We start from the raw sequence: 25,811 nt of genomic DNA, 5'->3' as shown, positions 1-25,811 counted from the left end.
ACTCATGTGTAAGGTTTGGTAAGAAATACGGAAAAAACCTTTAAATATTTACGTATAGAACAGATAATTCGCCGGATTTTTAACATCCTACAGCTGTTTAAAGGAGACGCTTCGATGGAGAAGCATGAAGAGGTGTTGGTAGCGCTTAGGCAAATCATTCGCGCCATCGATTTGCACTCAAGAAAGCTAAATAAAGAGGCAGGTCTAACAGGCCCGCAGCTCGTACTAATGAGAGCCATTGACGAATTAGATGAAGTGACTATTCGCCAACTTTCAAACCATACCAACATGAGCCAGGCAACCGCGACCACAATATTGGACCGCCTTGCCAGCCGTAACCTTATTGTGCGTGTAAGAAGCAACTTGGATAAACGTAAGGTCCATGCGCACTTGACGCCAGAAGGCCAACAAGCCCTGCAACAAGCACCAAAACCCTTGCAGGAAAGCTTTATTTCGCGCTTTCAGTCTCTCGAAGAATGGGAACAATCTCTGCTCATTTCTTCTGTACAGCGTATCTCATCAATGATGAACGCTGAAAACATCGACGCTGCACCACTTCTTGAAGTTACCCCTCTTACCAAGTTCGATGAAACACATTAAAAAAAAAGGCCCTAGGGCCTTTTTTCATCATCGTTCTTTTTCACTCGCAACATTCAACGCTCGTGAATCAACCTTCCTAACTCTCCTTAGAAGGCGTGCGTTTACCGAACTTGACCAACCCCGTTGCAAGCGCTGTTCCTAGGAAGATCGTGCCAGCACCTAAAATCATTCTCAGCGTGACGCTCTCATCCAACAAGAAATACCCCCATACCGCCGCGAACAAAGGAATGAGGTACGTTACAGTGATCGCATTGGTCGGCCCGACACGCTCAATCAGTCGAAAATATAAGATGTAGGCAAACCCAGTTGACACAAACCCCAAAATAACGGCTGCAATCCAACTTGCTTGGCTTGGGTTAACCTCAGGCCAAAATAGAAGACCCAAGGGTAATAGCGCGATGGAAGATCCAATCTGACTGCCCGCAGCAGTGACAAGAGGTGGAACCCCTTTGAGGAAGCGTTTTGCATAGCTGGCTGATATGCCATAAAACACGGTCGCACCAATGACAGCCAGCAAAGACCACCCTAGCCCACTTGAACCAAAATCAAGCTTGCCCCATACCAAGACCATCACGCCAACAACCCCTATAAATAGCCCAGTCATGCGTGTGTATGTGAGTTTGTCGCCCAGCCAAAAATAAGCGATGATCGCCCCCCAAATCGGCGTACTTGTATTAAGAATGGCAGCAAAACCACTAGACACATTCATCATCGCAAAGGCAAACAACACAAAAGGAATTGCCGAACTGAATAAGCCAACGCAACAGGAATGAAACCAGTTCGCACGAAATTCATGTAGCTGTTTTCTTAGCATCAATATCGGCAATAACAGGACAGACGCCAACACAACACGCACCATGATCAACGCAAAGGGACCAAAATCTGGCACCGCATATCGAATAAAAAGGAATGAAGCTCCCCACAAGGCTGCGAGTAAAAGCAGTTCAGCAACGTCTTTTTGCTTCATTTCCATCTTCTTTCCCTCTTCCCTTACTTTTTACTCCAGCATGCTGAGATACCTTACATGTAGCAGCAAGATTACTGTGATTTATCTCTAATGACTGGCCATTTTCGGGCATTACATACGGTTTAAGAAGTCGCTGTAATTGTAATGATTATCAAACACAAAGCCTAAAAGGTTATACTCGTCACATTTCTACTCGCTAACTCACTCATATGTCTAATTAAAAGGCTGTCTAGACGACGAATTGCAAAATAAGCCCTACATTTGGTGTTGAAAACGCACCATAAGCATCTAGTTTTATATATAACTCTCTCTTTAGGATCGGATACATGGATGAAACAATCCGCATCATCATAATCGATGATTCAGAGGCGATGTTGGTCATGATTAATACAATGCTCAATGATCTTGGCTACCACAATGTCACGGCTTTCTCCTCTCCGATCAAAGCATTGGCGGAATTGCATCAGTACCCTACGCGGTATGATGTCGTATTCACAGATTTAAACATGCCTGATATCGACGGAATGGGCCTTATTCGCCACCTTGGTGAAATGCACTACAAGGGGGGGATCTGCATTGTGTCCGAATTGGATATTCGAATCATTGAGTTGGCAGCGGAGGTCGCCCGTCAACAATACGTTTGTTTAATCGGCAACATTTCAAAACCCATCAAGATGGATGCATTACAGTTGGTGATGGACAGGCTACATCAAGCCGAAGAACGTAAGTTTTTGAATTACGATCAAATATCAAAAAAAGAACTGATCACCTACATCGTCCACCGACAGGTAATGCCTTACTACCAACCCAAGCTCAATCCAGAAACAAACCGAGTGGAAAGCTTAGAAGTGCTCGCACGAATCGTTTCCCCAGGTCAACCGGATGCCATTCTTCCAGGTAGGTTCATCCCAACCGCAATCCGTTTTGACCTCATGGATTTGATTACCATGCAGTTAGCGGAAGCAACTGCGGACCATATGAAAGAACTGTCTCATATTTTTGGTGATACAGTTAAAATCAGCATTAATTTATCGCCATCCCAATTGTCAGATCTTGATATTCCGAACCGCCTTGAAAACCTTTTCCAAGATAGAAACATCGAAAAATCCCGCATCGTGTTAGAAATCACTGAAGAATATGAACTCAAGTCTTCAGAGCAAATGGAGTCATTGAACCGACTGCGTATACATGGGTATGGTGTGTCGCTCGATGATTTTGGAACCGGTTTTACTAACATTCAACAGCTTAGAAGCCTGCCATTCACGGAAGTAAAAATAGACCGCACGTTGATCAATCACATCCATGCTGACCAATTCAGCCAAGTTATCGTCCAATCCTTAGTGGGTATTACTGAATCATTTGACGTCGATTTAGTTGCGGAAGGCATAGAGCATTTTGAAGATTTGGATTACTTAACCAAACATCACCCCGGCATTCTCTTGCAAGGTTTTTTGATCTGCCGACCTAAGCCGATTGAGTCATTGTCAAGTTGGTATAGAAACTGGCTCAAAGGCGTCGGTGCCACCGTCAAAAGTGTCTAGCTTGCTGATTCGGCGAGCATGCTCATTAAAGCAACGTTTTTACACAGAACCTGAGATGGAGCATGATTTTGTTTTCTACTTTTTCTCAATTCCCACTCTTCTCATACTCTCTCGTCTTTAAACATCGTTAGCAACGCACACCATCCCCTTTTATCCCTATGTTTCACAGACAATCAGTGTGTTATAACGAGAGAATGTTCAACGAGTAAGGATGCGCAAATGAAGACCATTGGCTTAATCGGAGGGATGAGCTGGGAATCCACATCCATCTATTATCGGCTCTTAAATCAACAGACCAGAAACACGCTTGGTGGACACCATTCAGCAAAGATATTGCTCAGTAGTGTGGATTTTGCAGAGATTGAGGCCTTTCAGCGCAGCAATGCATGGGATAAGTCTGCAGATGCTTTGATCAATGAAGCGCAACGACTAGAGAAAGCGGGGGCAGATTTTATGATGATCGGCACCAACACCATGCACAAAGTTGCTAAAGAAGTGTCTGATGCTATTTCTGTCCCACTTATTCATATCGCAGATGCCACTGCGGAACGCTTGTTGAAAGACAAAATTAGCCACGTTGGATTGCTCGGTACGCGCTTCACTATGTCAGAACCCTTTTATAAAGAGCGTATTGAATCTTTCGGCATTACCGTCTCTGTGCCGCCAGCATGGCAACAAGACGTGGTACATGAAGTCATTTATCAAGAACTTTGCCAAGGCGAAGTGTCAGTGCATTCGCGCAAGCAGTATCTATCCATCATTGACGATTTAAAAGCACTGGGCGCAGAAGGTGTTATTTTAGGTTGCACTGAGATTGGTTTGCTCGTTCAACAAAACCATACCACTGTCCCTTTGTATGACACCACTGAGTTGCATGCTGAGGCGGCAATCAAACTTGCGCTCGCCGAGTAACAGCGCGTCTCGTTTAAATAGGAAGTAAAGCGATGACAATAAGAACCGCCACTGTCGATGACATTGAAGCCATCAACGACATTTACAACCACTATGTGGTCAACACAGCCATCACGTTTGACTACGAGCCGTGGTCAATCGAGCGAAGAAAAACGTGGTTTGAGAAGCTCACCAACAGCGATGACTACTACCATGTTTTGGTAAAAGAAGACAAGGCCGGTGATGTTATTGGTTTTGCTTACAATAGCGAGTTTCGTGAAAAGCTCGCATATCGCATCAGCTCCGAAATTACTATTTACTTGCGTCATGATCTAAAAGCCAAAGGCCTTGGTTCTATGTTAATGCAGGCACTTCTCAAACAAATGGCTAACTCCCCCGTCAAACGTGCGTATTCCGTCATTACCTTGCCGAACGATGCCTCACTTGGACTTCATAGAAAATTTGGCTTTGAGCAGGTCGGCTATTTAACCGACGTCGGATTCAAGTTCGACCAATATTACTCCGTTGCCATATTGGAAGCTGCCGTGTCAGATTTCTGATCCCTAACGCTTAATCCAACACCACGAATACAGGGAAAACAGCGTCTGTTTTCCCTGTATTCTGAGCTGCACCAAATTTCCGCCTTTTATTTCATCGCCCTAACAATATCTTTTCGTGCCAACTCTAGACAAAAAGCCACGAAGTGGATCGTTCCCACCTACACTTAACTTGTTAATTTTGAAACATTCGGTTCATGAAAGGGACGATGTGAAATGAGAATATCCACAAAAATAAGAACAGCATTCATTGCCATGAGCATTGTTACCGTCATTGTAACCACGACGATCATGACAATGACTGCAAACCGCGCATCGAGCCTCGCACTTGAGCACCAAATTCAAAATCAGCTGCTTTCCGTGAGAGAAGTGAAGAAAGCTGAAATAGAACAATACTTTGAAGGTATTGGTAAGCAATTAACTAACTTAGCAAATTCAACAATGACAGAAGACGCGATGTTGCAGTTTGCGCAATCATTTCAAAGTGTGCCAACAGAGGCAGTCATCACAGACAACCAAGCTAACAAATTACGCGATTACTATGTTAATGAGTTTGGGAAAGCTTACCAAGACACCAATGCAAAATCTGTTGATGTTTTGTCGAGCTTGAATGATATCAGCGTTGCTGGTCAGCTGTTGCAGCAAGCCTACATCGGCGTTAATGAAAACTCGCTCGGAAACAAACACCTCCTCGACAAAGCGACAGACCAAACCACATACAGCGAAGTGCATGAAGTGTTTCATTCAAATTACCGGACTTTTTTGGAGTCATTTGGTTACTACGACATTTTCCTGGTCGATCTCAATGGCAACATCGTTTATTCAGTATTTAAAGAGCTCGATTACGCGACCAATCTAGAATCTGGCCCTTACGCGAAAAGCGGTATCGCGGATGTTTTCAATGCTTCAAAGACCCTTAGCAAAGGCGAGTTCAGCTTTGAAGACTTCTCGCCTTACTTCCCTTCTTATGACAGCCCAGCTTCCTTCGTTGGAGCACCCATTGCCAAAAACGGTCAAACCATCGGTGTGTTGATATTCCAAATGCCAATTGACAACATCAACCACATCATGACCTACGGCGGACACTGGAAAGACAATGGACTCGGCAATTCGGGGGAAACATTTATTGTTGGCCCAGATAACCTGATGCGTTCTCAAAACCGCCTCCTTGAACAAGACAAGCCCGCTTATATCGATATGTTGCGCCGAACCGGTGTGAAAAGCGACACCATTGAGCGTATTGACGTCACTGAGTCTTCATCGGGGCAACAACCCATTAAATCCACACATGTCAACGCGGCTCTCGCCGGAGAAACAGGGTTTTCTGTTGGCCAGAATCACGCAAACAAAGAAGTCTTTGCCGCGTACAGCATGGTGAGTATTTTTGGCAAAAAGTGGGCCTTGGTCTCTGAATTAGAAAAAGAAGAAGCTCTCCATGAAGTTGTTTTGCTTAACAACACCCTTTATAAAACGTCATCGATGATAGGTGCCATTATTATTTCCTTGTCTCTAGTCATCGCCTGGATTATTGCAGGCAGTATTAGTAAACCCATCACATCATTGAGCAAACGCATTGCACATATCGCCACGACACATGATTTAACGGTTCAACTAGACACACGAGGGAATGACGAACTCACCGAACTCTCAAAATCAATGAATGTGATGTTGAAAGATTTCCTGACGGTGATCCAAGGCGCTGACAATACAGTGAAAGCGTTAGACAGTGCGTCTACTGATATTCAGGGCAACATTAATGGCATGCAAACTGAAGTTGATGCGCAAGCGGCGAACTCTAACCAAGTGGCGACAGCCGCCATTGAAATGAACTCCTCCATTTCAGAAGTGGCTAGTTTTGCCAATAATGCATCTGAATCATCGCAAAATGTCGTGAGCTCGGTAAAACAAGGCACGAGTGTCGGCAAACAATTAGTAAAAGAGATTACCGATCTCTCTGAGAAAATGCGTGATGCAACAGCATCTATGGAGCAACTCTCCGCAGAAAGCGATTCCATAGGTACTGTGCTTGATGTGATCCAAGGGATAGCAGAACAAACCAACCTATTGGCGTTGAATGCTGCGATTGAAGCGGCTCGTGCTGGTGAGCAAGGACGTGGTTTCAGCGTGGTGGCTGATGAAGTTCGCTCACTAGCAATTCGAACGCAAACATCCACAGAAGAAATCCGCGCCAAGGTGCAATCTCTGCAGGCTGAAACGACAAAAGCCGTGGCGGGCATTACAAGTGCTAACGAGTTTGTTGCCAGCAGCGTAGACAATTGCGGTAAAAACAACAGCATGCTGGCCGAAATCGAAAACATGATGACAGAAATCAGTGTCATGAACACTCAAATTGCTACTGCCGCAAGTCAGCAGTCATCGGTCACAGAAGAGATCACATCGAATGTGAACAACATCGCACGATCGGCGAATTCGGTTTCCGAGAAAACCCATGATACCGACACCACAGCACATCTGATTAACGAACAAACACAACAATTAACCAAGCAGATTGGTATGTTCAAAATTGCTTAAAGTGATTCGCTTATTACTATGATCAAAAAAGGCCAGCTTTCGCTGGCCTATCTATTTGATCCACACACGAACAAGCGTTCACTTAACTCGCATTTTCAAGCTCACCATCAAACGGTAACTCAGCTTTAGACACTTCGCCAAAGCCGCGTAAGCCCACCACATGCACGTGTTCTTTATCATTAAAGATCTTACGCACGAGCTTGTAGGTTGTCCCCTGCTCTGGGCTAATGTTTTCTGGCGCTGCAATCAGCAACTGCATGTCGAGACGATGACAAAGCTCGAACAAAGTCGAAATGGATTTCGTATCCAGACGCGCGGCTTCATCGAGGAACAGAAGACGACATGGGATCACGTCTTTACCACGTAAGCGACGTGATTCTTCTTCCCAGCTCTGAACAACCATCAACAAGATTGCCTGACCAGTACCGATCGCTTCACCGGTAGACAATGCGCCTGATTCAGCACGTAGCCAACCGTCTGTACCGCGATTAACTTCGATGCCTAGCTCTAGGTAGTTACGGTAATCCAACAGCTCTTCACCCAAGATTTGCGGTGAACGCTGACCCATGTCGATATGTGGGTTCAAACGTTGGAACAATTTCGCCATCGCTTCAGAGAAGGTCAGTCGATTGTTGCCGAACAAATCTTGGTGTTGCTCTGCATTTTCTGCCAGACCAGCAAGAAGTTGTGCGTGCGTATCACGAATCGATACGTTCAAACGCACACCCTTAACCTGACCAAAGCCTATGTTAGACAAGCCTTGGTTCAACAAGCGAATACGGTTTTGCTCACGCTGAATGGTTTTGCGAATGATATTCGCGACTGATTCAGAGCTGATGGCCAAACGCTTCTCGCGTTGTGTCAGTTCTTCTGTCAGACGTCCCAACTCCACTTCCATCTCTTCGATCGCCTCAACAGGATCGTCAGTACGGATAATGTCGTGACGAATACGTTCACGAAGGTGTTGGTATACCGCAACATAGAACAGCACTTTACGCTCTGGGCGCGCCATGTCTTCTGACGCGCGCAACGCATCACGCAGAATCTCGTTGTCTGATACCGCAAGGCGCAACGCACCCAAGGATTTATCTGACAGCGAACGCAGTTCATCGGCAGACATGTACGCCATTTCGCGACGGTTTAGCTGCTTCTCAACATTGCTAGTGCGCGCAATTTTCAGCACTTCCACCCAACCGGCTTTAGCGTTAACCACGAACGTACGCAGTTCAGTGTATTCTTTGCCCGCTTTCTTGAGGGTTTTCACCAGCGATTTCATTTCAAGCTCGATCGCGGTTAACCCTTTCTCTAACTCACTCTTACGCTGACGAGATTGTGTCAATTGTGCATGTAGCTCTTCACGACGAATACGTGCGCGCTCTTCTGCTTCAACATCGGCACGCACGCCAAGCTCAACCAATTCACGCTTGAATTCAGTCACGGTTTCTTGCTTCGCTTGGTGCGAACTTTTCAGTGAGGCAAGCAATTGGTTGTACTGGTTCACTTGGTCACGCACTTGCTTCACGGTATCGCGTGAACGTGTACGTGCGCGTTCTGCATCCACCAGCTTGGCTTTTAATTGCTCGTTAAGCTCACTGCTCTTATCAAGCAAGGCAACGGCATCTTCATAACCAAAGTGATGACGACGCTCAACCAAGTCAGACAAGGCAAACAGCTTCTTCTTGAGCAGCTGCAGGGCCTCGTCAGCGTGTTGGTATGACGCCGTAAGTGCATCAAACTGCTCTGGGTCAGCATCAAGTGTTGATGCCAGACCTTCCAGCTCCGCCAACGCTTTACCGTGCTCACGCATAAAGTGACGCGCTTCGTCCGCCATTGAAAGACGTGATTCAATTTCTTCCAGTCGCACTTCTAACGTGTCGTCTTCAAGCGCGTTCACCACGTGTTGCAGTTTGTTCAACAACGCCATGGCTTCTTTCGAGCCCGTTAATTGGCTGCGAACCTGTTGTTCGTTTTCACGCAATTGACCCAATTGACGCTGAATGCTGCTGCGTTTTTCACGCTGCACTTTCAATGCCGCTTCTGGATCTTCGTTAAACGCCACGTTCAAGTGCACAGACACGAACTGGTTGAAGCTTTGTGTTAGACGCTGCAGCTTCTGAGAATCAAAAGAGGCTTTCGCGTAACCTTCGACCAGCTCTTCACGTTTCTCTCGCAGGTTTTCCAAACGGTGTTCACGTGCTGCACGGCCAAACAATGGCACTTTCGGGAAGCGCGAGTAGCGAAGTTGACGGTCGTTCAAGTGAACGCACACCGCCCCTTCCATTTCATCCGCGTCGAACACACTGTCATCAAAGCCTTCGGCCTCGCCTTCAATGATGTAAAGATCATCGGGGCAATCATCAATATCGACCAGTTTTTCTTTGATGCCTTTTAGATCAGGCACCACAATCGCGTGACGAGCGGGGCCATACATGGCACTGAAATACGGCGCATCTTCCATGGTGATGTCATCGTAAATTTCAGAAAGCAGCGTGCCGCCCAGGGTATCCGCAAGAGATTGCAATCGTGCATCGCCACTGCCGCCAGGTTGTGCTAAACGTTCGATTTCAGCTTCAAGCGCCTGTTTTTCAACCGCCAGTTTGTCTCGGGTATCCAAGGTTTGACGTTCGTTAACCATCACTTGCTGCATGGTGTCCAGCACCGCTTGGCTGTCATAAAGCTCAGCATCAGTTTGGTCTGCCAATTTTTCCAACGCGTCTTGTGCAGCAATCCACGCTGGCGCAACTTTTTCAAACGCAGCAATCTTGGCGTTAACGTCATTTTCGTTACGTTGAAGTTCACGCACTTTGTCTGCTTGTTCGCCTACCGCTTCTTCTGCAGTTTCAAGACGTTCTTGCTGGCGGTTCAGTTCAAGCTCAACGTCGTCTTCCGACACAACCGATGCATTGAACTGACGCTGGTATTGCTCAGACAAGGTTTTCGCTTGTTGGAAGCTACGCATTTGGCGCTCAAGATCGCGGTGCTGTGCCGTCAACTGATCCGCATTTTGTGCGACGTGACCATACTCACGACCTTTCACAATCACATCACGGGCTTTTTGTCCCGCTTCTGAACGAGAAACGTCACCCGCAATGCTGCGAACCAACTCAAGACCACGCTCGAATTGCTTTGCCGCCGCCGAAGACATGTCCAGCTTGTGTTTCAAACTCAGCAGCTCAGACGTTTGTTTGTCTTCGTCCGCTTTCAATGCACCCAGTTCGCTGGTTGCATTGTTTTGATCCAGCTCTTCGTTACCCGTCAGTTCACGGGCTTTTTCAAGCGCTTTAACCGCTTGTTGATATTGAAGCGCACGCGTTTGCTGCATATCCAACGCTTGTTGGTAGTCCGCAAGTTGCGTTTTAAGGCTATCGACTTCTTCTTCGCTAAGATGCGCTTGTTCTTCCTGCATCACTAGCTGTTCAGTCGCCTCTTCCACCACCATCATTTGTTCTTCAAGACGAACAGCAAGCTCTTCCAAATCTTCTTGGTAGCGCTCTACTTTCTCTTGTTGACGAACAGCGGTCTGCACCAATTGCAGGTGGTCAGACGCGGATTGGTGATCGAGTTCAAGGTGTGTCTGGCTATCAGACAATGCATCTAGCTCGTCGGTCATACGACCAAACGTACCTTGGAAATCGTCCAACTGGCGGCGTGAGCCCAGCAACTCACCACGGCGTTGCAGTGCAAGCTCAAGCTTCTTACGACGCTCGTTCGCATGGCGCATGTAGTCAGACGCAACGTAGTTGGTTGATTCGGTGATCAAGTGTTTGAACAAGTCACGGTCACGCTGTGTCAGTTTGATCGCTTCTAGCGTCATGCGGTTTTCGCGAAGTGCCACTTCCATGTCTTGGAAGGCTTTCTTCACGCCGCCGTTTTGCGGCAGCAAGTAATCACGCAATGATTTGGTGATCGCACTTGAAATACCGCCGTAGAGCGAGGCTTCGATCAAACGGTAGAACTTCGAACGGTCTGTTTGGTTACGCAGTTTCTTCGGCAACGCACCGTATTCGAACATTTGCGCGTGGTAATCGGTGACCGAGTTAAACGCTTTGAATTGCGCCGTTTCATATTGACCTAGCGCGTCTTTCACTTCGTTAAGCTGGCGAACACGCACTTGGTTAGACGAAACGTTTTCAATCAACACATCTGTCGGCTTCACGTTCGCAGGCAAGCCCTGAACGATGAAAGGTTTGATATCCACTTTCTTGTCGCGACCAGCCACTTGCTGCAAGCGCACACCAAATAGAATGCGTTGATTGCGCGAGTTCACCACATCCAAGGCGGCGTAACACGCACCAGGTTTCAACTTACCGTGCAGACCTTTATCACGAGACGCGTTAGAACTGCCCGCTTCCGTGGTGTTACGGAAATGCAGGAGACTTTGGTCAGGGATAAGGGCAGTGATAAATGCCGCCATGGTGGTGGATTTACCCGCACCATTACCGCCGGACAATGTGGTCACCAAATTATCGATATCAAACGTACGTGCAAAGAAGCCGTTCCAGTTGACCATCGTCAGCGATTGATATTTACCGCGTTGGATCATGCCTGAACCTCCTGCCCGTCATCGTTTAGATTTTCATTGTCTTCCAGAATGCCTGCATCAATGGCTTCGTCTGCATCGTGGTCATTCAAAAGGCTCGATTGTGCGTGGCCTTGGCTGTGCAACACGGCTTCACCATCACGAATCAAGCGAAGTTGTGCTTCTTTGACGTCATCGCCAGAGCGCACATCCGCACCGAAGCGGAATGTGGCTTCACTCACGCGGAATTTGCCGGATTCGCCAATCGGAACAATCATGCCGATACGACGTAAACGACGCAGTGAGGTTTTCACTTTGTCGTACAGCTTTTCACGATCAAGATCTGACCCTGTTGCGCGCAGCGTGACCAGCTTCATCAGTTTATTTTCATCCGCCAATGTCAGCAGTTCATCGAACAGCTCTTGGGTGGTGAAAATCCCTTCTTGCACCAAACGTTCTGGGCTGAGGTATAAGAAACAAAGCACTTTACCCACCAGCATGTCCATTTCAGACAATACGCTGCGACCAATCAATGACGTTGAACGTGGACGAAGGTAGAAGAAACCTTCCGGTGCACGCACAAGTTCAGCGTTATAACGCTGATAAAAGTGCTGTAGTGGCATTTCAAATTCGATCAGATACGCATGGTTATCTAAGTCTTCGCTAGCGATATGGCGGCCAGCACGCAAAACACTGTCTAACGCCGGGAACAATGGGTTGGCGATAGCTTTCGCCAATTCTTCCGGCATCAAATCTTCAATATTTATCGATGACATTTGCTTGTACCTTGGCTCCATAATCGTTAATTGCTTGCCAGTCTGGCTGAATCGCATTGAAATCAGATTGCGAATAACCAAGACGTACTGCTTGGTTGATAACAATCCGTGCCAAATCGAAGTGGCGAGCGTGTGGGTGTTGAGCCAAATAATCTTTCAAAACAGAGCCTAAATCGATGCCTGCCCCCGTCGTACGGTGCCCAGACAACATGTCGGCGATGTGATCACTCAGTTGATCGTTAACCACGGTCAGTTCTTCAAATTCAACCTCTGCCGGCATTTCGCCCATGACTTCGTCATCACGAAGCACCAAGGCTTCGTCACGCATATCTAGTAAGCGATCCGCATCTGCGAAGGTTAAGAACCAAGGGCTATCGAAGTATTCTGTCACCGACTGACGCAAACGCTGGCTAAACGCACGGTTTTTGTCCATGTCGATGGCATTACGAATGAATTTATGAACATGGCGGTCATAGCCAATCCACAAATCGATGGCTTGTTGACCCCAGTTGATGATGCGGTCGAGCTTCATCTGCAAGTTGTAAATCATGGCATCGACGAAATCGAGATCGTCACGACCATGCACTTGCTCTTGAATGTTAAGAAGCTGCGTTTGTAACTGGTCGCCTGCAGATTGCAGGGTATCTTGAAGCTCGCGAAGCGTGCTCGACGTTTCGTTAAGCAGATGCTCACAGTTAGCAATGGCTGCCTGCCAATCTTGGTTCAGCAAGGCCGCAATGTCTTCCTTCACTTTCTGCTGCTGTTCATCCATGGTGCGTTGATTGAGATCGATACGGTCGAAAATTTCGGCCACCGAATACTTCAACACGGCATAGACGTTTTTCCGCCAATAGGCTTCATCTCCGTCTTCGGAGGCAGCGGAAAGCGCTTTATCGATTTCATCCGCCACCATCGAAAGCTGAATAGACAGCTTCAATGAGCTGTATTCGCGATGGCGCGCATAATAGTCACTGATCCCCAGGGCAAGCGGCGTTAAGCGATAAATGCTCGCGCCGTCGGTCAGTTCGCTGGTAAAGCGACTTAACAAACGGCTACGAACTAAATCATTAATGGCGTTGTTAGCACGAAAAGCGATGGTTTCGCTGCTTTGCTCAAATTGGTCGCTGACGATGCGAAACGCATCGATCAGTTCACCCTCTCCAAGCTCCTCATCAAAACGTTCACTGCTTAACACAGCAATCGCTAGAAGGAATGCCAGCCGTTCCGGCGGCAGATTGAGAGAGAAGTCATTTTGTTTCACCCAACCAACCAACTCAGGAACAGTCTGAGAGTTTTCGCTCATCCGTAATCCTTGTTGTCTAATTATTTACCCAAATCGCGTTCAGGTATTTTTGTTATCAATCGAGAGGTTTTTGCGCGTATACGTGGATATAGCGCCCTAACGAAATAAAAGGTTCTTGGCGGCAAAGTTTTTGCTCCATCGCCACGACCTGTTCAAAGGTGTACTCGCCTGTTCGCGTGTCTTTCATGTAATCGTGAAAGGTGCGTACACCGCTTTTCCCCAAAATTGTAAATCCAGCGTCTTCTAGCCACTGGTAAACATCTTCCGGTGGCAGCCCTTTTTGAGGCTGAAGTTTGAAACGTTTTCTGTGCGGCATCCCTTCTTCAATATGGGTTAAATTGCCACAAATCAAATTCTTAAAAAGTAAGCCATTTTGGTTATAGAACATCACTGATGCAATGCCCCCAGGCTTAACCTGTGATAACACCACGTCTAGGGCTTCACGCGGATCCTTCAACCATTCCATCACTGCATGGAAAAGCACCAAATCAGCCTGTTTGTCTATATGTTGCTCAATGTCTTGTACAGGTGCGTGAACGAAGCGATATTGCGACAGAAGACCTGCGTCTTCGATGTCTTTCTCGGCCAATGCAAGCATCTGTGAAGAAAGATCACACAAGGTCACTTTGTGTCCGCGATGTGCGATTTGTTGCGATAATTGCGCTAAACCGCCGCCAGCGTCCAAAATATCTAGTGAAGTGGATTCACCCAGTGTTTTTAATATTGACTCGAGATCTTGCCAAACAACAGCTTGGCGAATTTCTCCTTTGCCCGACCCATAAATGTTTTTAACAAATTTGTGGGCAATGTCGTCGAAATTTCTATCCTCAGTCACAGTGCCTTCGTTATCATATTCTTCAAGGGGTTTATTTTCGCATATGCTTGCCGTTAATAAAGGCTTGATGCACATATTGACCCCTGTTTGACTATATTTCGGGCGACATTTCATGTTTGAACTAAAAAAACTTATATCAACTTTACTGATGCCGCTCCCTGCGCTACTCCTTGTTGGTTTTTTCGGCTTGTTCCTCATCTGGTTCACGCAGCGCAAAGGGTTTGGTTCGTTCCTCGTTTTTGTTTCATTACTGTTAATTGCTCTAGCGTCTTTTCAACCGATCACTTCATCGTTGTTGATGAAGCTTGAACGTCAACACACCGGATTTCTCACACCCAGTGAACCGGTTGACTACGTTATGGTACTCGGACACGGACACGTCGTTGATGATGAGATTCCTCCCACGTCAGAATTGTCACGTACTGCGCTAATGAGATTGATTGAAGGTATTCGTATTCACTTCATGTATCCGACGTCAAAACTGATCCTTTCTGGATACGATGGCGGCAATGAAGTGAGCCATGCGCGCATGCTAGCGCGTGTTGCAATGGCAATGGGTGTGAACAAGAACAATATTCTGTTGCTGGAAACCGCGAAGGATACGTGGGAAGAAGCTTTCCAAGCCGCGTCTGTCGTCGGCCGTAGCAATTTGGTGTTGGTCACCTCTGCGAGCCACATGCCAAGAGCGCTTTATGAATTTAAAAGCGCGGGTCTTGACCCGACGCCTGCACCCACGAACTACATGGCACAAAAAGAGATTCATCAGCCGTGGATTAAGTATTCACCGCGAGCGCAATACTTAGAGCAATTCGAACGTTACTGGCATGAGCGTTTAGGCCAACTGTGGCAGCGTCTACGCGACAAAGTGGCGCAGCAAGAAGCCGAGGTACAAGGCGACCCTGTCACCTCGCCTGAGCCAGCCTCTCCTGTCACGGAAGTGTTGGCGCCTGTTCCAGGCTGATCCAAGACAACCCGTGCTGTTCACTGCGATAAAACATAAAAAAACGCCCTGACTTTCATCAGGGCGTTTTTCTTTACTCGCCAATCTATTTTGTCGCTAATGGATTAGCCAGCAGCAATAATCTTTCTCACTGCGTCTAGATCTTCTTGTGTATCAACACCCGCTGGCGGCGCTTCAATCGCAACATCAACGTGGATCTTCTCGCCATACCACAGCACACGAAGTTGCTCTAAACATTCAATGTGCTCAATCGGGCTCGGTGCCCAATTGATGTAAGTGTTGATAAAGCCAGCACGGTAGCCATAAATGCCGATATGACGTTTCAGGTTATGGTGAATTTCCATCGGCGCTTTGGCGAAATTGTCGCGATCCCACGGAATGGTTGCGCGGCTAAAGTACATGGCGTAGCCATCTTTATCCGTCACGACTTTAACAGCGTTCGGATTGAACACTTCATCTGCATGGTCAATGTTGACCGCAAGCGTCGACATAGGCGCAACGCTGTTCGCGAGATTCTCAGCGACCTGACGAATAACAACGGGCGGAATCAATGGCTCGTCACCTTGAACGTTCACGATGATTTCGTTCGCATCTAGGTTGTAAAGCTCTACCACTTCTGCCAAGCGTTCAGTGCCCGATTGGTGATCTTCTCGCGTTAGGCACACTTCACCACCAAAGGCTTTTACCGCATCAACAATACGTTGATCATCGGTCGCGACAATGACTTTGTCCGCGCCTGATTTTACCGATTGCTCGTACACCCACTGCACCATTGGCTTTCCGCCAATGTCTACTAGCGGCTTGGCTGGCAAACGGCTCGAGGCATAACGGGCAGGGATAACAACCGTGAATTTCATTACTTCACCTCTTCCGACGTCATTTCGCGGGCTTCTGTCGTTAACATGACAGGAATACCCTCGCGAATGGGATACGCCAATCGGTCAAACTTACACACCAGTTCGTTGTTTTCTTTGTTGTAGTTCAGTTTTCCCTTACACGCGGGACAAGCAACGATTTCAAGCAGTCGGTGATCCATATCCATCCTTAACTTTCTTAATGATATTCATCATATTGATGGTGTCTTTCTCGCTGATATTTGCATCAACAGGAAGATACCACCAATTTTCAATATTAGGGTATTGAGACAACATATCACGGCATTTCACCGCGTCTTTTTCTGTCATCAACAGGTGTTGGCCTTTTTCTGCCAACGCCGCCAACTGGTCATACTCAAAGGCTTTGTGATCAGCAAAGGGTTCACAATGTACTGGCGTGATGCCCAGGGCACTCAAGGTATTGAAAAAGCGCTGAGGGTTTCCAATGCCCGCCATAGCAACGGCATTGTCAAACGAAGACGCTTGCGCTTTTTCACCTGTTTTGAGGTTCACAAATTGGCTTGGCGCGAGGTTCATGGCGATTTCGCCAGCCTCAGGCTGACCCCCATTGCACACGATAAAGTCGACACTTTGGAGCCGATCAGTCTGCTCTCGCAGTGGGCCAAAAGGCATGTAATGTTCGTTACCGAATCGGCGTTCACCATCGACAATGACAAACTCAATGTCTCTCGCGAGTTTGTAATGTTGCAGGCCATCATCAGTAATGATGATATCAACCCCAAGCGGCAGCAATGCTTTAACGGCTTCGCTTCTCACGGGAGAAATGGCAACTGACACGCCCGTGCGTTGATAAATCAGCACTGGCTCATCGCCAGCTTTATCTGTGGTGGTATTTTCATCCAACACAAACGGGTAACTTTCCGCTTTGCCGCCATAACCACGAGACACGACACCTGGCGTCATTCCCATGGCTTTTAGTTGCTCCACTAGCCAAATCACAACAGGTGTCTTACCGTTACCACCCACCGTAATGTTGCCGACAACAATAACAGGCACAGGCGCGCGATAAGCGCCGTTACCTTCAAGGAAAGAGGCTCGGCGTTTTCGAGCAATCGCGCCAAACACTTTACTCAGAGGCCACAACAGTGGCGCACCAAGTAGACCTAGCGGGTGGTTTTCAAACCAAATTCTCTCTACCCATCCCGCCAAGGCTTATTCTCCGAATTGGATGCGATGCAACTGCGCGTATGCGCCGTCTTTTTGAATCAAGGTTGGGTGGTCACCACGTTCAACAATCTCACCTTCATCCACCACCAAAATCTCATCGGCGTTTTCAATGGTAGAAAGGCGGTGCGCAATCACTAAGACGGTGCGGTCTTTTTGAAGTTCATCCAACGCGGCTTGAATCGCACGCTCAGATTCAGTATCCAACGCAGATGTTGCCTCATCCAAAATCAAGATAGGTGCATCACGGAGCAATGCCCGGGCAATTGCAATACGCTGACGTTGGCCGCCCGACAAGCTGACACCATTTTCGCCAATCATCGTATCAAAACCATTATCCATTTCGCGCACAAAGTCAGCAGCATATGCCAATTCTGCAGCACGTTCGATTTGCTCACGGGTGAAGTTTTCTTCTGCTGCATAAGCAATATTATTCGCAACAGTATCGTTAAACAGATGCACATTCTGAGACACAATCGCAACGTGATCACGCAGGTTATTCAGGGTGTAATCTTGAATGCGAACATCATCAATGGTGATATCACCACTGTCTATGTCGTAAAAACGCGTCAACAGGTTAGCAATCGTACTTTTACCCGAACCTGAGCGCCCGACCAAAGCCAATGTTTTACCCGCGGGCAATTCAAAGCTCACGCTTTTCAGGGCTGGGGTATCTTTGGTTGGGTAAGTAAAGACAACGTCGTTAACGGTGACGTTGCCTTTCACACGTTCAATGGTGTGTAGGCCGTTGTCTTTCTCGGTTTCCATTTCCATCAGTTCGAACAGACTATTACATGCAGCCATACCACGTTGGAACTGAGAGGTCACATTGGTCAGCGCTTTGAGTGGACGCATCAAGCCAAACATCGCACCAAAGACCACCGCAAACGTACCCGCCGTCAATTCTGAACGAATAGATTCCGTGTTTGCCAGCATCAATACGGCCACCAGCGCAAAAGACGCAATCAACTGAATAACTGGGTTGGCAATTGCCTGCGCCGACACCAATTTCATGGTTTGTTGGCGCATACGGTTACTGACGCTCTCAAAACGTGTCTGCTCAACCTGTTGACCACCAAAGCTCAAGACCACTTTGTGGCCCTTAAGCATTTGCTCTGCTGATGATGTCACAGAGCCCATGGCTTCTTGCATGTTTGAGGATATTTTACGGAAGCGTTTAGAGACAAAGCCAATCGCCCACGCCACAACCGGCGCAATCAACAGCAATATCGCAGAGAGCTGCCAGCTGTAATAAAACATCAAGGTCATGAGACCGATGATAGACGCACCTTCACGCACTAGACTGATCAGTGCACCACTGGTGGCATTGGCAACTTGTTCAGAATCATAGGTAATGCGCGAAAGTAGTGCACCTGACGATTCTTGATCGAAGAAGCTCACTGGCATCTTCATGAAATGGTTGAACATACGACGACGCATCACCATCACAACGTTACCAGAAACCCAAGATAGACCGTATGTTGAGACGAAGCTCGATGCACCGCGCACCAACATCAGAATAACGAGATAAACAGGCATCATTTTCAGAAAATCGCCGTCAACCTTGTCATACGTAAAGCCTTCATCAAGCAGTGGCTTAATCATAGAAAGCATCAAGGTGTCACTTGCTGCGTTGATCACCAAAGCGATAATGGCAACCACGAGGCCTGATTTATAATTCGCGATAAATGGCCACAGCTTTTTAAACGTATCCCAGGTGGTTCTATCTTGGTATTTTGTCATGTGAATTGCTTATATTTCTGCAAGTAGCGGGCATTCTACTCTTTTCTTTTGGGCGCTCCAAACTTCTTACGGTACCAAAAAGGCTCTGTATCGTTTCTTTGACTAAGAACTCTCCAACCTTTGTCCGAGAATTGTGCACTCACCTGCCCGTCATACCCCGTTTCAAACCACTCAATGCTTCTGTTCTCATACCTCGAAACGACATCAGGATGAGGTAAGTTCCACGGCGTATAACGTCCTGTCGACGCGATAGCGGCCTTCGGGTTTACATGATCAATGAATGCCTCGCTTGACGATGTTTTACTACCATGATGTGGCACAATCAGCACATCAGCGGATACATCGTCGTTTTGTGTCAACAAATAGGTTTCCTGCGCTTTGGGGAGATCGCCAGTAAGGAGCACGGCATGCTTCCCATCAGACACTTTGATCACACACGATGATGCGTTCTTCGCCCGGTCTGACAAGGTCAATGGATACAAAACTTCAAATTCGAGTTGTTGCCATCGCCAACGGTTTCCACGCAAGCAAGCCAAATGGCCCAGGTCGTTTTCGCTAGAGCGCACCCATTGAGGCACTAAATGTTTGGTGACCCACGCTTCTCCGCCAGCATGATCGTTGTCGCCATGACTCAATATCAAGCCATCGAGTTTGCTGCCACGCTGGGTTAACACAGGGGCTATCACCGACGCCGCAACAGTGCCAGAAGACCAAGCCGCCCCGGTGTCATACAAAACAGCGCGCCCTTCTTTTTCAATCAACACTGCCAACCCATGCCCTACATCAAACACATCGACGCGCCATGCGGTAGTGTCGGTTTGCGTGTTTTTCCAAGTAAACAACGAAAGACCGATGACCCCCGCGGCAATTGGTATAGTGCGAAAACCGACCAACCACAGCACAAAAGCCAGGAGCACTACAACGATGGGAAAAACGGTGGAAGGCCCTTGCGTCTCTAACCAACCAAATGACGCCACACCAAGGAGTGACATTAAGGGCTGAAGCGAGAGATCGGCAGCGTGCCAAACGTAGGATGACGCACCGAATGGCGTGAGTATGAGTCCCAACAAGATGAGCGGCACTGTGATTAAACTGATCAAAGGCACTGCCAACACGTTAAAAAACAGCGCCGTCAAACTGACCCCACCAAACCACGTCCACATGAGAGGCAACATACCAATCATCAGTACACACTGCATGATAAGCAAAGATTTTACGTACCGAGCAACCTTCTGGATGACACTTTCTTCCAGAGGGGCCGTTGGCCGAAACAGCGCCATGATGCAAAGTGCGTAAACCGCACCAAAAGACAGCCAGAAACTGGCAGAGAAAATAGAAAGTGGGTCAAAAACCAGCACTGCAGCCAATACCAAAAAGAAGGTAGAGAAAGGACTGGCGCTGTAACCACTTTGGCGAATAAGAGACACGACGAGAAGTGCCATCAAGGCGCGTTGCGTAGTTAACGAAAACCCCGCCATCCATGCATATAAGCATGCCGCCACCAAGCCCATCACGAGTGGGATCCACAGGTGAGTATCACGCTTGACGATCAGTGGAAATACATAGCGAGTGACGGTGTAACCGAAAAAGAAGGCCAGACCGATGTGCAGCCCGGATATCGCCATCAAATGCGCTAGCCCACTGTCACGAAGTTGCTGCCAATCTTCGCTCGACAACATGCCCCGCTCACCAAAGGCCAACGCAATCAAAAATCGTGCGCTGTCTAAATGCGCGACATTTTTGTAAACAGTGTCATAGAGTTGCTGACGAACAGACACCCTTTCATTCAACACATTCGCGGATCGGACAGACCCTTTGCTATGAATGTGGCGGGAAAGAAAATAGGTCTCGGCATCAAAGCCTGCTTCGTTAACACGACCGTAAGGCTCTCTTAATCTTGCGGTAACAGACCAGTGTTGTCCTTGTTTCACAGGCAACTCTGTTCGCCAGTAGAGACGTGCTCTAAATGTCTCAAAAATGGTCAGTTTGCGTCCATTCACTGTGTCGACATCAAAGATTACACTTGTTTGCCCGTTTTCCTTGGTAAAAAGGCTGCCAACTTTACCTGCTATGGTAGTATTCACATCAACCGTCAGTGCAGTATCGGTTTTGTGTTGAAAAATAGCCACCGCGCCTGTTGCAATAAGACACCCAATGGCTGCACCGATAACGATCTCTGACACGAACCTATGTAATGCTATAAGGATGAGCAGCGTTGCGATGACAACGCCTATGCTAGGAATACTCGGCCACCATTTCAGAGTGATTATAGCTACCACGATGCCGAACAACAGCTTCATGTCGGTATCGACCCCGTGTGAAATGAAGACGTATGCCAAGAAAAATATTTAAAAAATTTCTCCCTAAGCATGAAGTCATTCGCAAGCAGAAAGCGCTCGCTGTGTTTGGCAATTTGCTTTACGACCCAAACCTTTGGTGTCTTAACAGACGTTCCGCTTCTGGGGCGTTTGCGGTTGGTCTTTTCATGGCATTTGTCCCGCTTCCCAGCCAGATGATCATGGCGGCAGGTCTTGCCATCATGTTCGGTGTTAACCTTCCACTTTCTGTCGCTTTGGTCTGGATCACGAACCCAGTGACAATGCCCGTCATTTTCTATGCCGCTTACAAAGTGGGCACGTTCTTGATGGACACGCCCAATCAGCATTTTCATTTTGAGCTGACATGGGAATTCCTGTTTAACCAAATGAGTCAGATTGGGCCTCCTTTCTTGTTGGGTTGCCTCGTATTGAGCATTGTCTTTTCCCTTATTGGTTATTTCAGCGTGCGTGGTATCTGGCGTTATTCCGTGGTCAGAAGCTGGCAAAAACGCCGCTTACGTTTACCGAAGAAACTCAAAGACGTTCTGAAAAAAGACAAGTCCTAACAACAAAATACCCCGCCTCTGCAAAAACAAAGGCGGGGTATTTTCTTTTTGCCATGCGACTGCGAGTGACTTGCTATACGTGCCTTAATTTGTCTCCCTCGCAAACATCCCGTTGCGATTCACTTAACTCTTCCCTTGCTGATCATCTTCTCTTGCTCATCATCTCTTCTTGCCAGTACTAAGCATCAATACCTGAAAAAATGAAACGTATACCTAAGAAGCCTCTATATGCAGGATTTCAAGTGACTCGGGTATAAACGCAAACAAAAAGCCCACAGAAACGAATGTCTGCGGGCTTTTAAAATTGACGCGTTAAAATCAGAGAAAGGGCTACACGATTAGCGCGCGCTCAGCACAGACGCCGGATGCAACTTACATGCGCGTTGTGCTGGGTACCAAGTGGCAAGCAAGCTCAACACCACCGCTGTTGTCGACACGAGAAACACATCCATCAGGTGCGGTTCGGTCGGCAAGAAATCAACAAAATAAATATCGCCAGACAAGAAGTCTTGCCCTGTCAGCGATTCAATCCACCCTACAATGCTGGTCAAATTGAACGCAATCAAACACCCCATCACGGAGCCAATCAAACTACCGAACAATCCGGATAACAAGCCGTGCCAAATAAAGATCGAACGAATCAGACCATCTTTCGCGCCCATGGTACGCAGCACAGCCACGTCTGCAGCACGGTCTTTTACCGCCATCATCAAGGTAGAGACAATGTTGAAACACGCCACGCCAATCACTAAAACCATCACGAGATACATAATGGTGCGCACCATTTGAATGTCGCGATACAAGAAGCCATATTCCTGTGTCCAGTTTTTTAAGTAAACGTATTCTTTGAGTGTTTTCCCCACTTCACGAACGATATGACGCGCTTCAAGTGGCTCAGACAGCTTCAGCGCAACACCCGTTACCGCATCGCCCATGCCAATATAAGACTGTGCGTCCTGAATAGGGATAAGTGACAAGCCATGATCAACTTGTCCGCCTAGGCTCAAAATGCCTAAAACCTGCAATCGAATACGTTTTGGCGCACGCAGTTTCAAATCGGGATCCGGCGATGGAATGAGTGCCGTCACCCAATCTCCTACCTTCACGCCAAGGCCATCTGCAATGCCTTTGCCCAATACAATCGCTTGTTCACCCGGCTGTAGACGTTGCCAGCCGTTATCCAGCACATACTGATGAATGTTGCTGACGGTTTCTTCCGCTTTCGGGTCAATACCACGGATTTGCACAGGTTTGAGGTTTGCCCCTTTTTCCAGCAATGCCGTGAAGGTGACATACGGCGCGCCCGCCTCGACGTTCGGATTAGCAATCGCGGTTTCCTGCATCGTACGCCAAGAAGCGACCGGCGCATCCACCCCTTCAAGCTGGGCATGCGGGATCACCGCCAGCACGCGCTTTTCAAGTTCGCGCTCAAAGCCATTCATCGCCGACAGACCGACAATGATAACCATGACACCGACAGAGATGCCGATCATTGAGGACACTGAGATAAACGAAACAAGTTTATTGCGACGCTTCGCCTTGCTAAATCGGCGTCCAATAAACAGCGCCAAAGGTTCCATCATGCTGGGTTTACCTCTGGCTTAGACGTTTCGACAAACTGACCATCCAACATCGACAGTTGGCGATCCATTTTACCAGCCAGTTCTTGATCGTGCGTAACAACCAAGAAGGCGGTGTTGAATTCTTTGTTTAGCTGACGCATCAGATCGTAGATATCTAACGCCGTTTTATGATCAAGGTTGCCCGTTGGTTCATCCGCCAACACCAACGCTGGACGGTTCACCACAGCGCGTGCAATCGCAACACGTTGGCGCTCACCGCCAGATAGTTCTGAAGGACGATGTTCACCACGGTGCGCCATGCCTACGGCATCTAAAATTTCCAACGCACGACGTTTGGCTTCGGCGGGCTTTTCTCCACCGATCAACAATGGCATTGCGACGTTTTCAATCGCCGTAAAATCAGCTAACAAGTGGTGGAACTGATAAATAAAACCGATGTTCTGGTTACGCAGCGTGGCTTGGTCAGACGCACGCATGTTTACCAGATCTTTCCCTTCAAACTGCACATCGCCACTGGTCAGCGAATCTAACGCGCCAAGGATGTGAAGTAAGGTACTTTTGCCCGAGCCCGATGCACCAACAATCGCTACCAATTCGCCTTTGTTGATTGAAAACGAAACGCCTTTCAGTACATGCGTTTCCAGCTCACCTTCTTGGTAGGTTTTGACAACGTTTGAACAGGTTAGCAATGCATTACTCATAGCGAAGAGCCTCAGCGGGGCGAACAGACGCCGCTTTAATCGAAGGGAACAAGGTAGCAAGAAGGCTTAAGACAATCGCGCCAACCACAACAGAGAAGATTTGTTCGGGTTTTACAACCACAGGCAAAGAAATACCATTGCCCAATAAACTGATATTGAGCACCGCCATGATGCCATTGATGTTCATTGCCAACAGCGTGCCTGCGATGCCCCCTAAAATGGCGCCAATCACACCGCTGCTTGCCCCTTGAACAACAAACAAATACACCACGTCACGTTGTTTCATGCCTTGGGTTTTTAATATGGCAACTTCTGATTGCTTCTCCATCACCACCATGATCAGTGCAGAAATGATGTTAAATGCCGCCACTAAGATGATGAGGCTCAGCATCAACCCCATCATGTTTTTTTCCATCTTCACCGCTTGGAACAATTCGCCGCGCAATTCACGCCAATCTGACCATTCATACCCGAGCGATTCCGCCTTCACTTTCAGTTTGGGCACATCAAAAGGTTCAGCCACAAAGAGACGAAGATCAGCCGGTTGCGTGCGCGGCAAACGCATTAAACGCGCCACGTCATTCAAATTGGCAAACATCAACTGCCCATCAACATCCGTTGCGGTGTCATAAATGCCCGCCACGGTGAAATTCCGTTGAGAAGGCACTCGGCCAATCGGCGTAAATTGGCTTGCACTGGTGATCATCACGCGCACTTTGTCGCCGACAGACACATCAAGCTGCCTTGCTGTTTTTCGGCCAAGAACCAGTGCGTAACTGCCCGCGGTTAAGGCTTCAAATTGACCTCGCACCATGAACGCACGCACGGGCTCCTTGCTTTGCGGATCAACGCCCAGCAAACGTCCTGCACCCAATGATAACGCGCTTTGTACAACCGCATCGGTTGATACCAAAGGCGCTGTTCCAACGATGCCGTCCCACTGCGCGATAGTATTCACATCGGGCGCAAGCTCGGCATCACCAGCAATAACCGCCTGGGGCAAAACACCAAGAATTCGATTCTTTAGCTGGCCTTCAAAGCCATTCATAACAGAAAGTACTGTGATCAAAGACATCACACCGATCGTAATGCCAGCCGTCGACATATAAGAAACAAACCGGCCAAACTTATCGCCCGAGCGACCTTTTAAGTAGCGCAAGCCAATAAACACCGGTAAAGGGTGAAACATAATGAGAATTCTCGACAAAGTAATAGGCAGTTGAATGCAAATTCCTTGGTGACACAACCTGACACCAAGGATGTGCAAGAATACCTTTAAGGTCAGCGGATTGCCACGATAGCCCGTTCACCATGACGGGTTTTCAACAATTTCGTGGCCTTCTCAGGATTTAAGACCG

At 47.7% G+C, this 25,811-nt stretch carries 20 protein-coding genes; 7 read left to right on the top strand and 13 right to left on the bottom strand.

Translation table 11 applies throughout. The annotated features are described in order from the left end of the window. Positions 1-114: 114 nt before the first annotated feature. Positions 115-600 (top strand): MarR family winged helix-turn-helix transcriptional regulator, encoded by a 486-nt coding sequence (locus tag BM082_RS12450; protein WP_017009097.1) that lies wholly within the window; start codon positions 115-117, stop codon positions 598-600. Positions 601-676: 76 nt separating this feature from the next. On the opposite strand, the gene BM082_RS12445 is transcribed toward BM082_RS12450, so the two are convergent. Further along, positions 677-1,573, bottom strand: coding sequence for a DMT family transporter (locus BM082_RS12445; protein WP_074927120.1), 897 nt, complete (start codon positions 1,571-1,573; stop codon positions 677-679). A gap of 320 nt (positions 1,574-1,893) precedes the next feature. Between BM082_RS12445 and BM082_RS12440 the strand changes: the two genes are divergently transcribed. From BM082_RS12440 to BM082_RS12425, 4 genes are all read left to right on the top strand, one after another. Continuing rightward, positions 1,894-3,108, top strand: coding sequence for an EAL domain-containing response regulator (locus tag BM082_RS12440; protein WP_017009095.1), 1,215 nt, complete (start codon positions 1,894-1,896; stop codon positions 3,106-3,108). A gap of 219 nt (positions 3,109-3,327) precedes the next feature. Beyond that, positions 3,328-4,020, top strand: a complete 693-nt coding sequence (locus BM082_RS12435; RefSeq protein ID WP_017009094.1) for an aspartate/glutamate racemase family protein — start codon at positions 3,328-3,330, stop codon at positions 4,018-4,020. 32 nt (positions 4,021-4,052) lie between these two features. Continuing rightward, a complete protein-coding gene (locus tag BM082_RS12430; protein ID WP_074927118.1) occupies positions 4,053-4,559 on the top strand; it encodes a GNAT family N-acetyltransferase in 507 nt (168 codons plus the stop codon). 213 nt (positions 4,560-4,772) lie between these two features. Then, the gene (locus tag BM082_RS12425; protein WP_074927115.1) at positions 4,773-7,088 is read left to right on the top strand and encodes a methyl-accepting chemotaxis protein; all 2,316 of its coding nucleotides are present in this window, start codon (positions 4,773-4,775) and stop codon (positions 7,086-7,088) included. 82 nt (positions 7,089-7,170) lie between these two features. Here the strand turns inward: BM082_RS12425 and mukB are convergent, their stop codons facing one another. Genes mukB through cmoM form a run of 4 tightly spaced genes read right to left on the bottom strand, consistent with a single transcriptional unit; the run spans position 7,171 to position 14,596 of the window. After that, positions 7,171-11,631, bottom strand: coding sequence for a chromosome partition protein MukB (gene mukB / locus BM082_RS12420; protein ID WP_074927113.1), 4,461 nt, complete (start codon positions 11,629-11,631; stop codon positions 7,171-7,173). Next, on the bottom strand, positions 11,628-12,383 hold the full coding sequence (mukE, locus tag BM082_RS12415; protein WP_074927110.1) for a chromosome partition protein MukE: 756 nt from the start codon (positions 12,381-12,383) through the stop codon (positions 11,628-11,630). Before mukE ends, mukB begins: the two co-directional genes overlap by 4 nt. Next, positions 12,364-13,686 (bottom strand): chromosome partition protein MukF, encoded by a 1,323-nt coding sequence (gene mukF, locus BM082_RS12410; protein WP_017014678.1) that lies wholly within the window; start codon positions 13,684-13,686, stop codon positions 12,364-12,366. Before mukF ends, mukE begins: the two co-directional genes overlap by 20 nt. 55 nt (positions 13,687-13,741) lie before the next feature. Next, on the bottom strand, positions 13,742-14,596 hold the full coding sequence (cmoM, locus tag BM082_RS12405) for a tRNA uridine 5-oxyacetic acid(34) methyltransferase CmoM (RefSeq protein ID WP_017009088.1): 855 nt from the start codon (positions 14,594-14,596) through the stop codon (positions 13,742-13,744). 37 nt (positions 14,597-14,633) lie between these two features. Here cmoM and elyC point away from each other — a divergent pair, with 37 nt between their 5' ends. Beyond that, positions 14,634-15,482 (top strand): envelope biogenesis factor ElyC, encoded by an 849-nt coding sequence (gene elyC, locus BM082_RS12400; protein ID WP_017009087.1) that lies wholly within the window; start codon positions 14,634-14,636, stop codon positions 15,480-15,482. A gap of 104 nt (positions 15,483-15,586) precedes the next feature. On the opposite strand, the gene kdsB is transcribed toward elyC, so the two are convergent. From kdsB to BM082_RS12375, 5 genes are read right to left on the bottom strand one after another with little or no spacing between them, the layout of a single operon-like run. Beyond that, complete coding sequence (gene kdsB, locus BM082_RS12395; protein WP_017009086.1) at positions 15,587-16,339, bottom strand: 3-deoxy-manno-octulosonate cytidylyltransferase; 753 nt, start codon at positions 16,337-16,339, stop codon at positions 15,587-15,589. Beyond that, entirely contained in the window at positions 16,339-16,518 is a 180-nt protein-coding gene (locus BM082_RS12390; protein WP_017009085.1) for a Trm112 family protein, read from the bottom strand. The genes kdsB and BM082_RS12390 overlap by 1 nt, the downstream gene beginning before the upstream one ends. After that, positions 16,499-17,527: a tetraacyldisaccharide 4'-kinase gene (lpxK, locus tag BM082_RS12385; RefSeq protein ID WP_074927108.1), complete on the bottom strand. Its 1,029-nt coding sequence runs from the start codon at positions 17,525-17,527 to the stop codon at positions 16,499-16,501. The genes BM082_RS12390 and lpxK overlap by 20 nt, the downstream gene beginning before the upstream one ends. A 3-nt stretch (positions 17,528-17,530) precedes the next feature. Beyond that, on the bottom strand, positions 17,531-19,285 hold the full coding sequence (msbA, locus tag BM082_RS12380) for a lipid A ABC transporter ATP-binding protein/permease MsbA (RefSeq protein ID WP_074927106.1): 1,755 nt from the start codon (positions 19,283-19,285) through the stop codon (positions 17,531-17,533). 35 nt (positions 19,286-19,320) lie between these two features. Beyond that, complete coding sequence (locus tag BM082_RS12375) at positions 19,321-21,585, bottom strand: DNA internalization-related competence protein ComEC/Rec2 (RefSeq protein ID WP_074927104.1); 2,265 nt, start codon at positions 21,583-21,585, stop codon at positions 19,321-19,323. Positions 21,586-21,617: 32 nt separating this feature from the next. On the opposite strand from BM082_RS12375, the gene BM082_RS12370 reads away from it, so the two are divergent. Then, on the top strand, positions 21,618-22,169 hold the full coding sequence (locus BM082_RS12370) for a DUF2062 domain-containing protein (RefSeq protein ID WP_017009081.1): 552 nt from the start codon (positions 21,618-21,620) through the stop codon (positions 22,167-22,169). 338 nt (positions 22,170-22,507) lie between these two features. Here BM082_RS12370 and lolE read toward each other — a convergent pair whose 3' ends face one another. Genes lolE through lolC form a run of 3 tightly spaced genes read right to left on the bottom strand, consistent with a single transcriptional unit; the run spans position 22,508 to position 25,642 of the window. Continuing rightward, on the bottom strand, positions 22,508-23,752 hold the full coding sequence (lolE, locus tag BM082_RS12365) for a lipoprotein-releasing ABC transporter permease subunit LolE (protein WP_017009079.1): 1,245 nt from the start codon (positions 23,750-23,752) through the stop codon (positions 22,508-22,510). Beyond that, positions 23,749-24,453 (bottom strand): lipoprotein-releasing ABC transporter ATP-binding protein LolD, encoded by a 705-nt coding sequence (lolD, locus tag BM082_RS12360; protein ID WP_017009078.1) that lies wholly within the window; start codon positions 24,451-24,453, stop codon positions 23,749-23,751. Before lolD ends, lolE begins: the two co-directional genes overlap by 4 nt. Next, the gene (lolC, locus tag BM082_RS12355) at positions 24,446-25,642 is read right to left on the bottom strand and encodes a lipoprotein-releasing ABC transporter permease subunit LolC (RefSeq protein ID WP_017009077.1); all 1,197 of its coding nucleotides are present in this window, start codon (positions 25,640-25,642) and stop codon (positions 24,446-24,448) included. The genes lolD and lolC overlap by 8 nt, the downstream gene beginning before the upstream one ends. Between the last annotated feature and the right edge of the window lie 169 nt (positions 25,643-25,811).

Source organism: Enterovibrio norvegicus DSM 15893 (assembly GCF_900115495.1).
Classification (GTDB): Bacteria; Pseudomonadota; Gammaproteobacteria; order Enterobacterales; family Vibrionaceae; genus Enterovibrio; species Enterovibrio norvegicus.
Note: the sequence above shows the minus strand (reverse complement) of the source record. Positions and strands in the feature narration are given on the sequence as shown.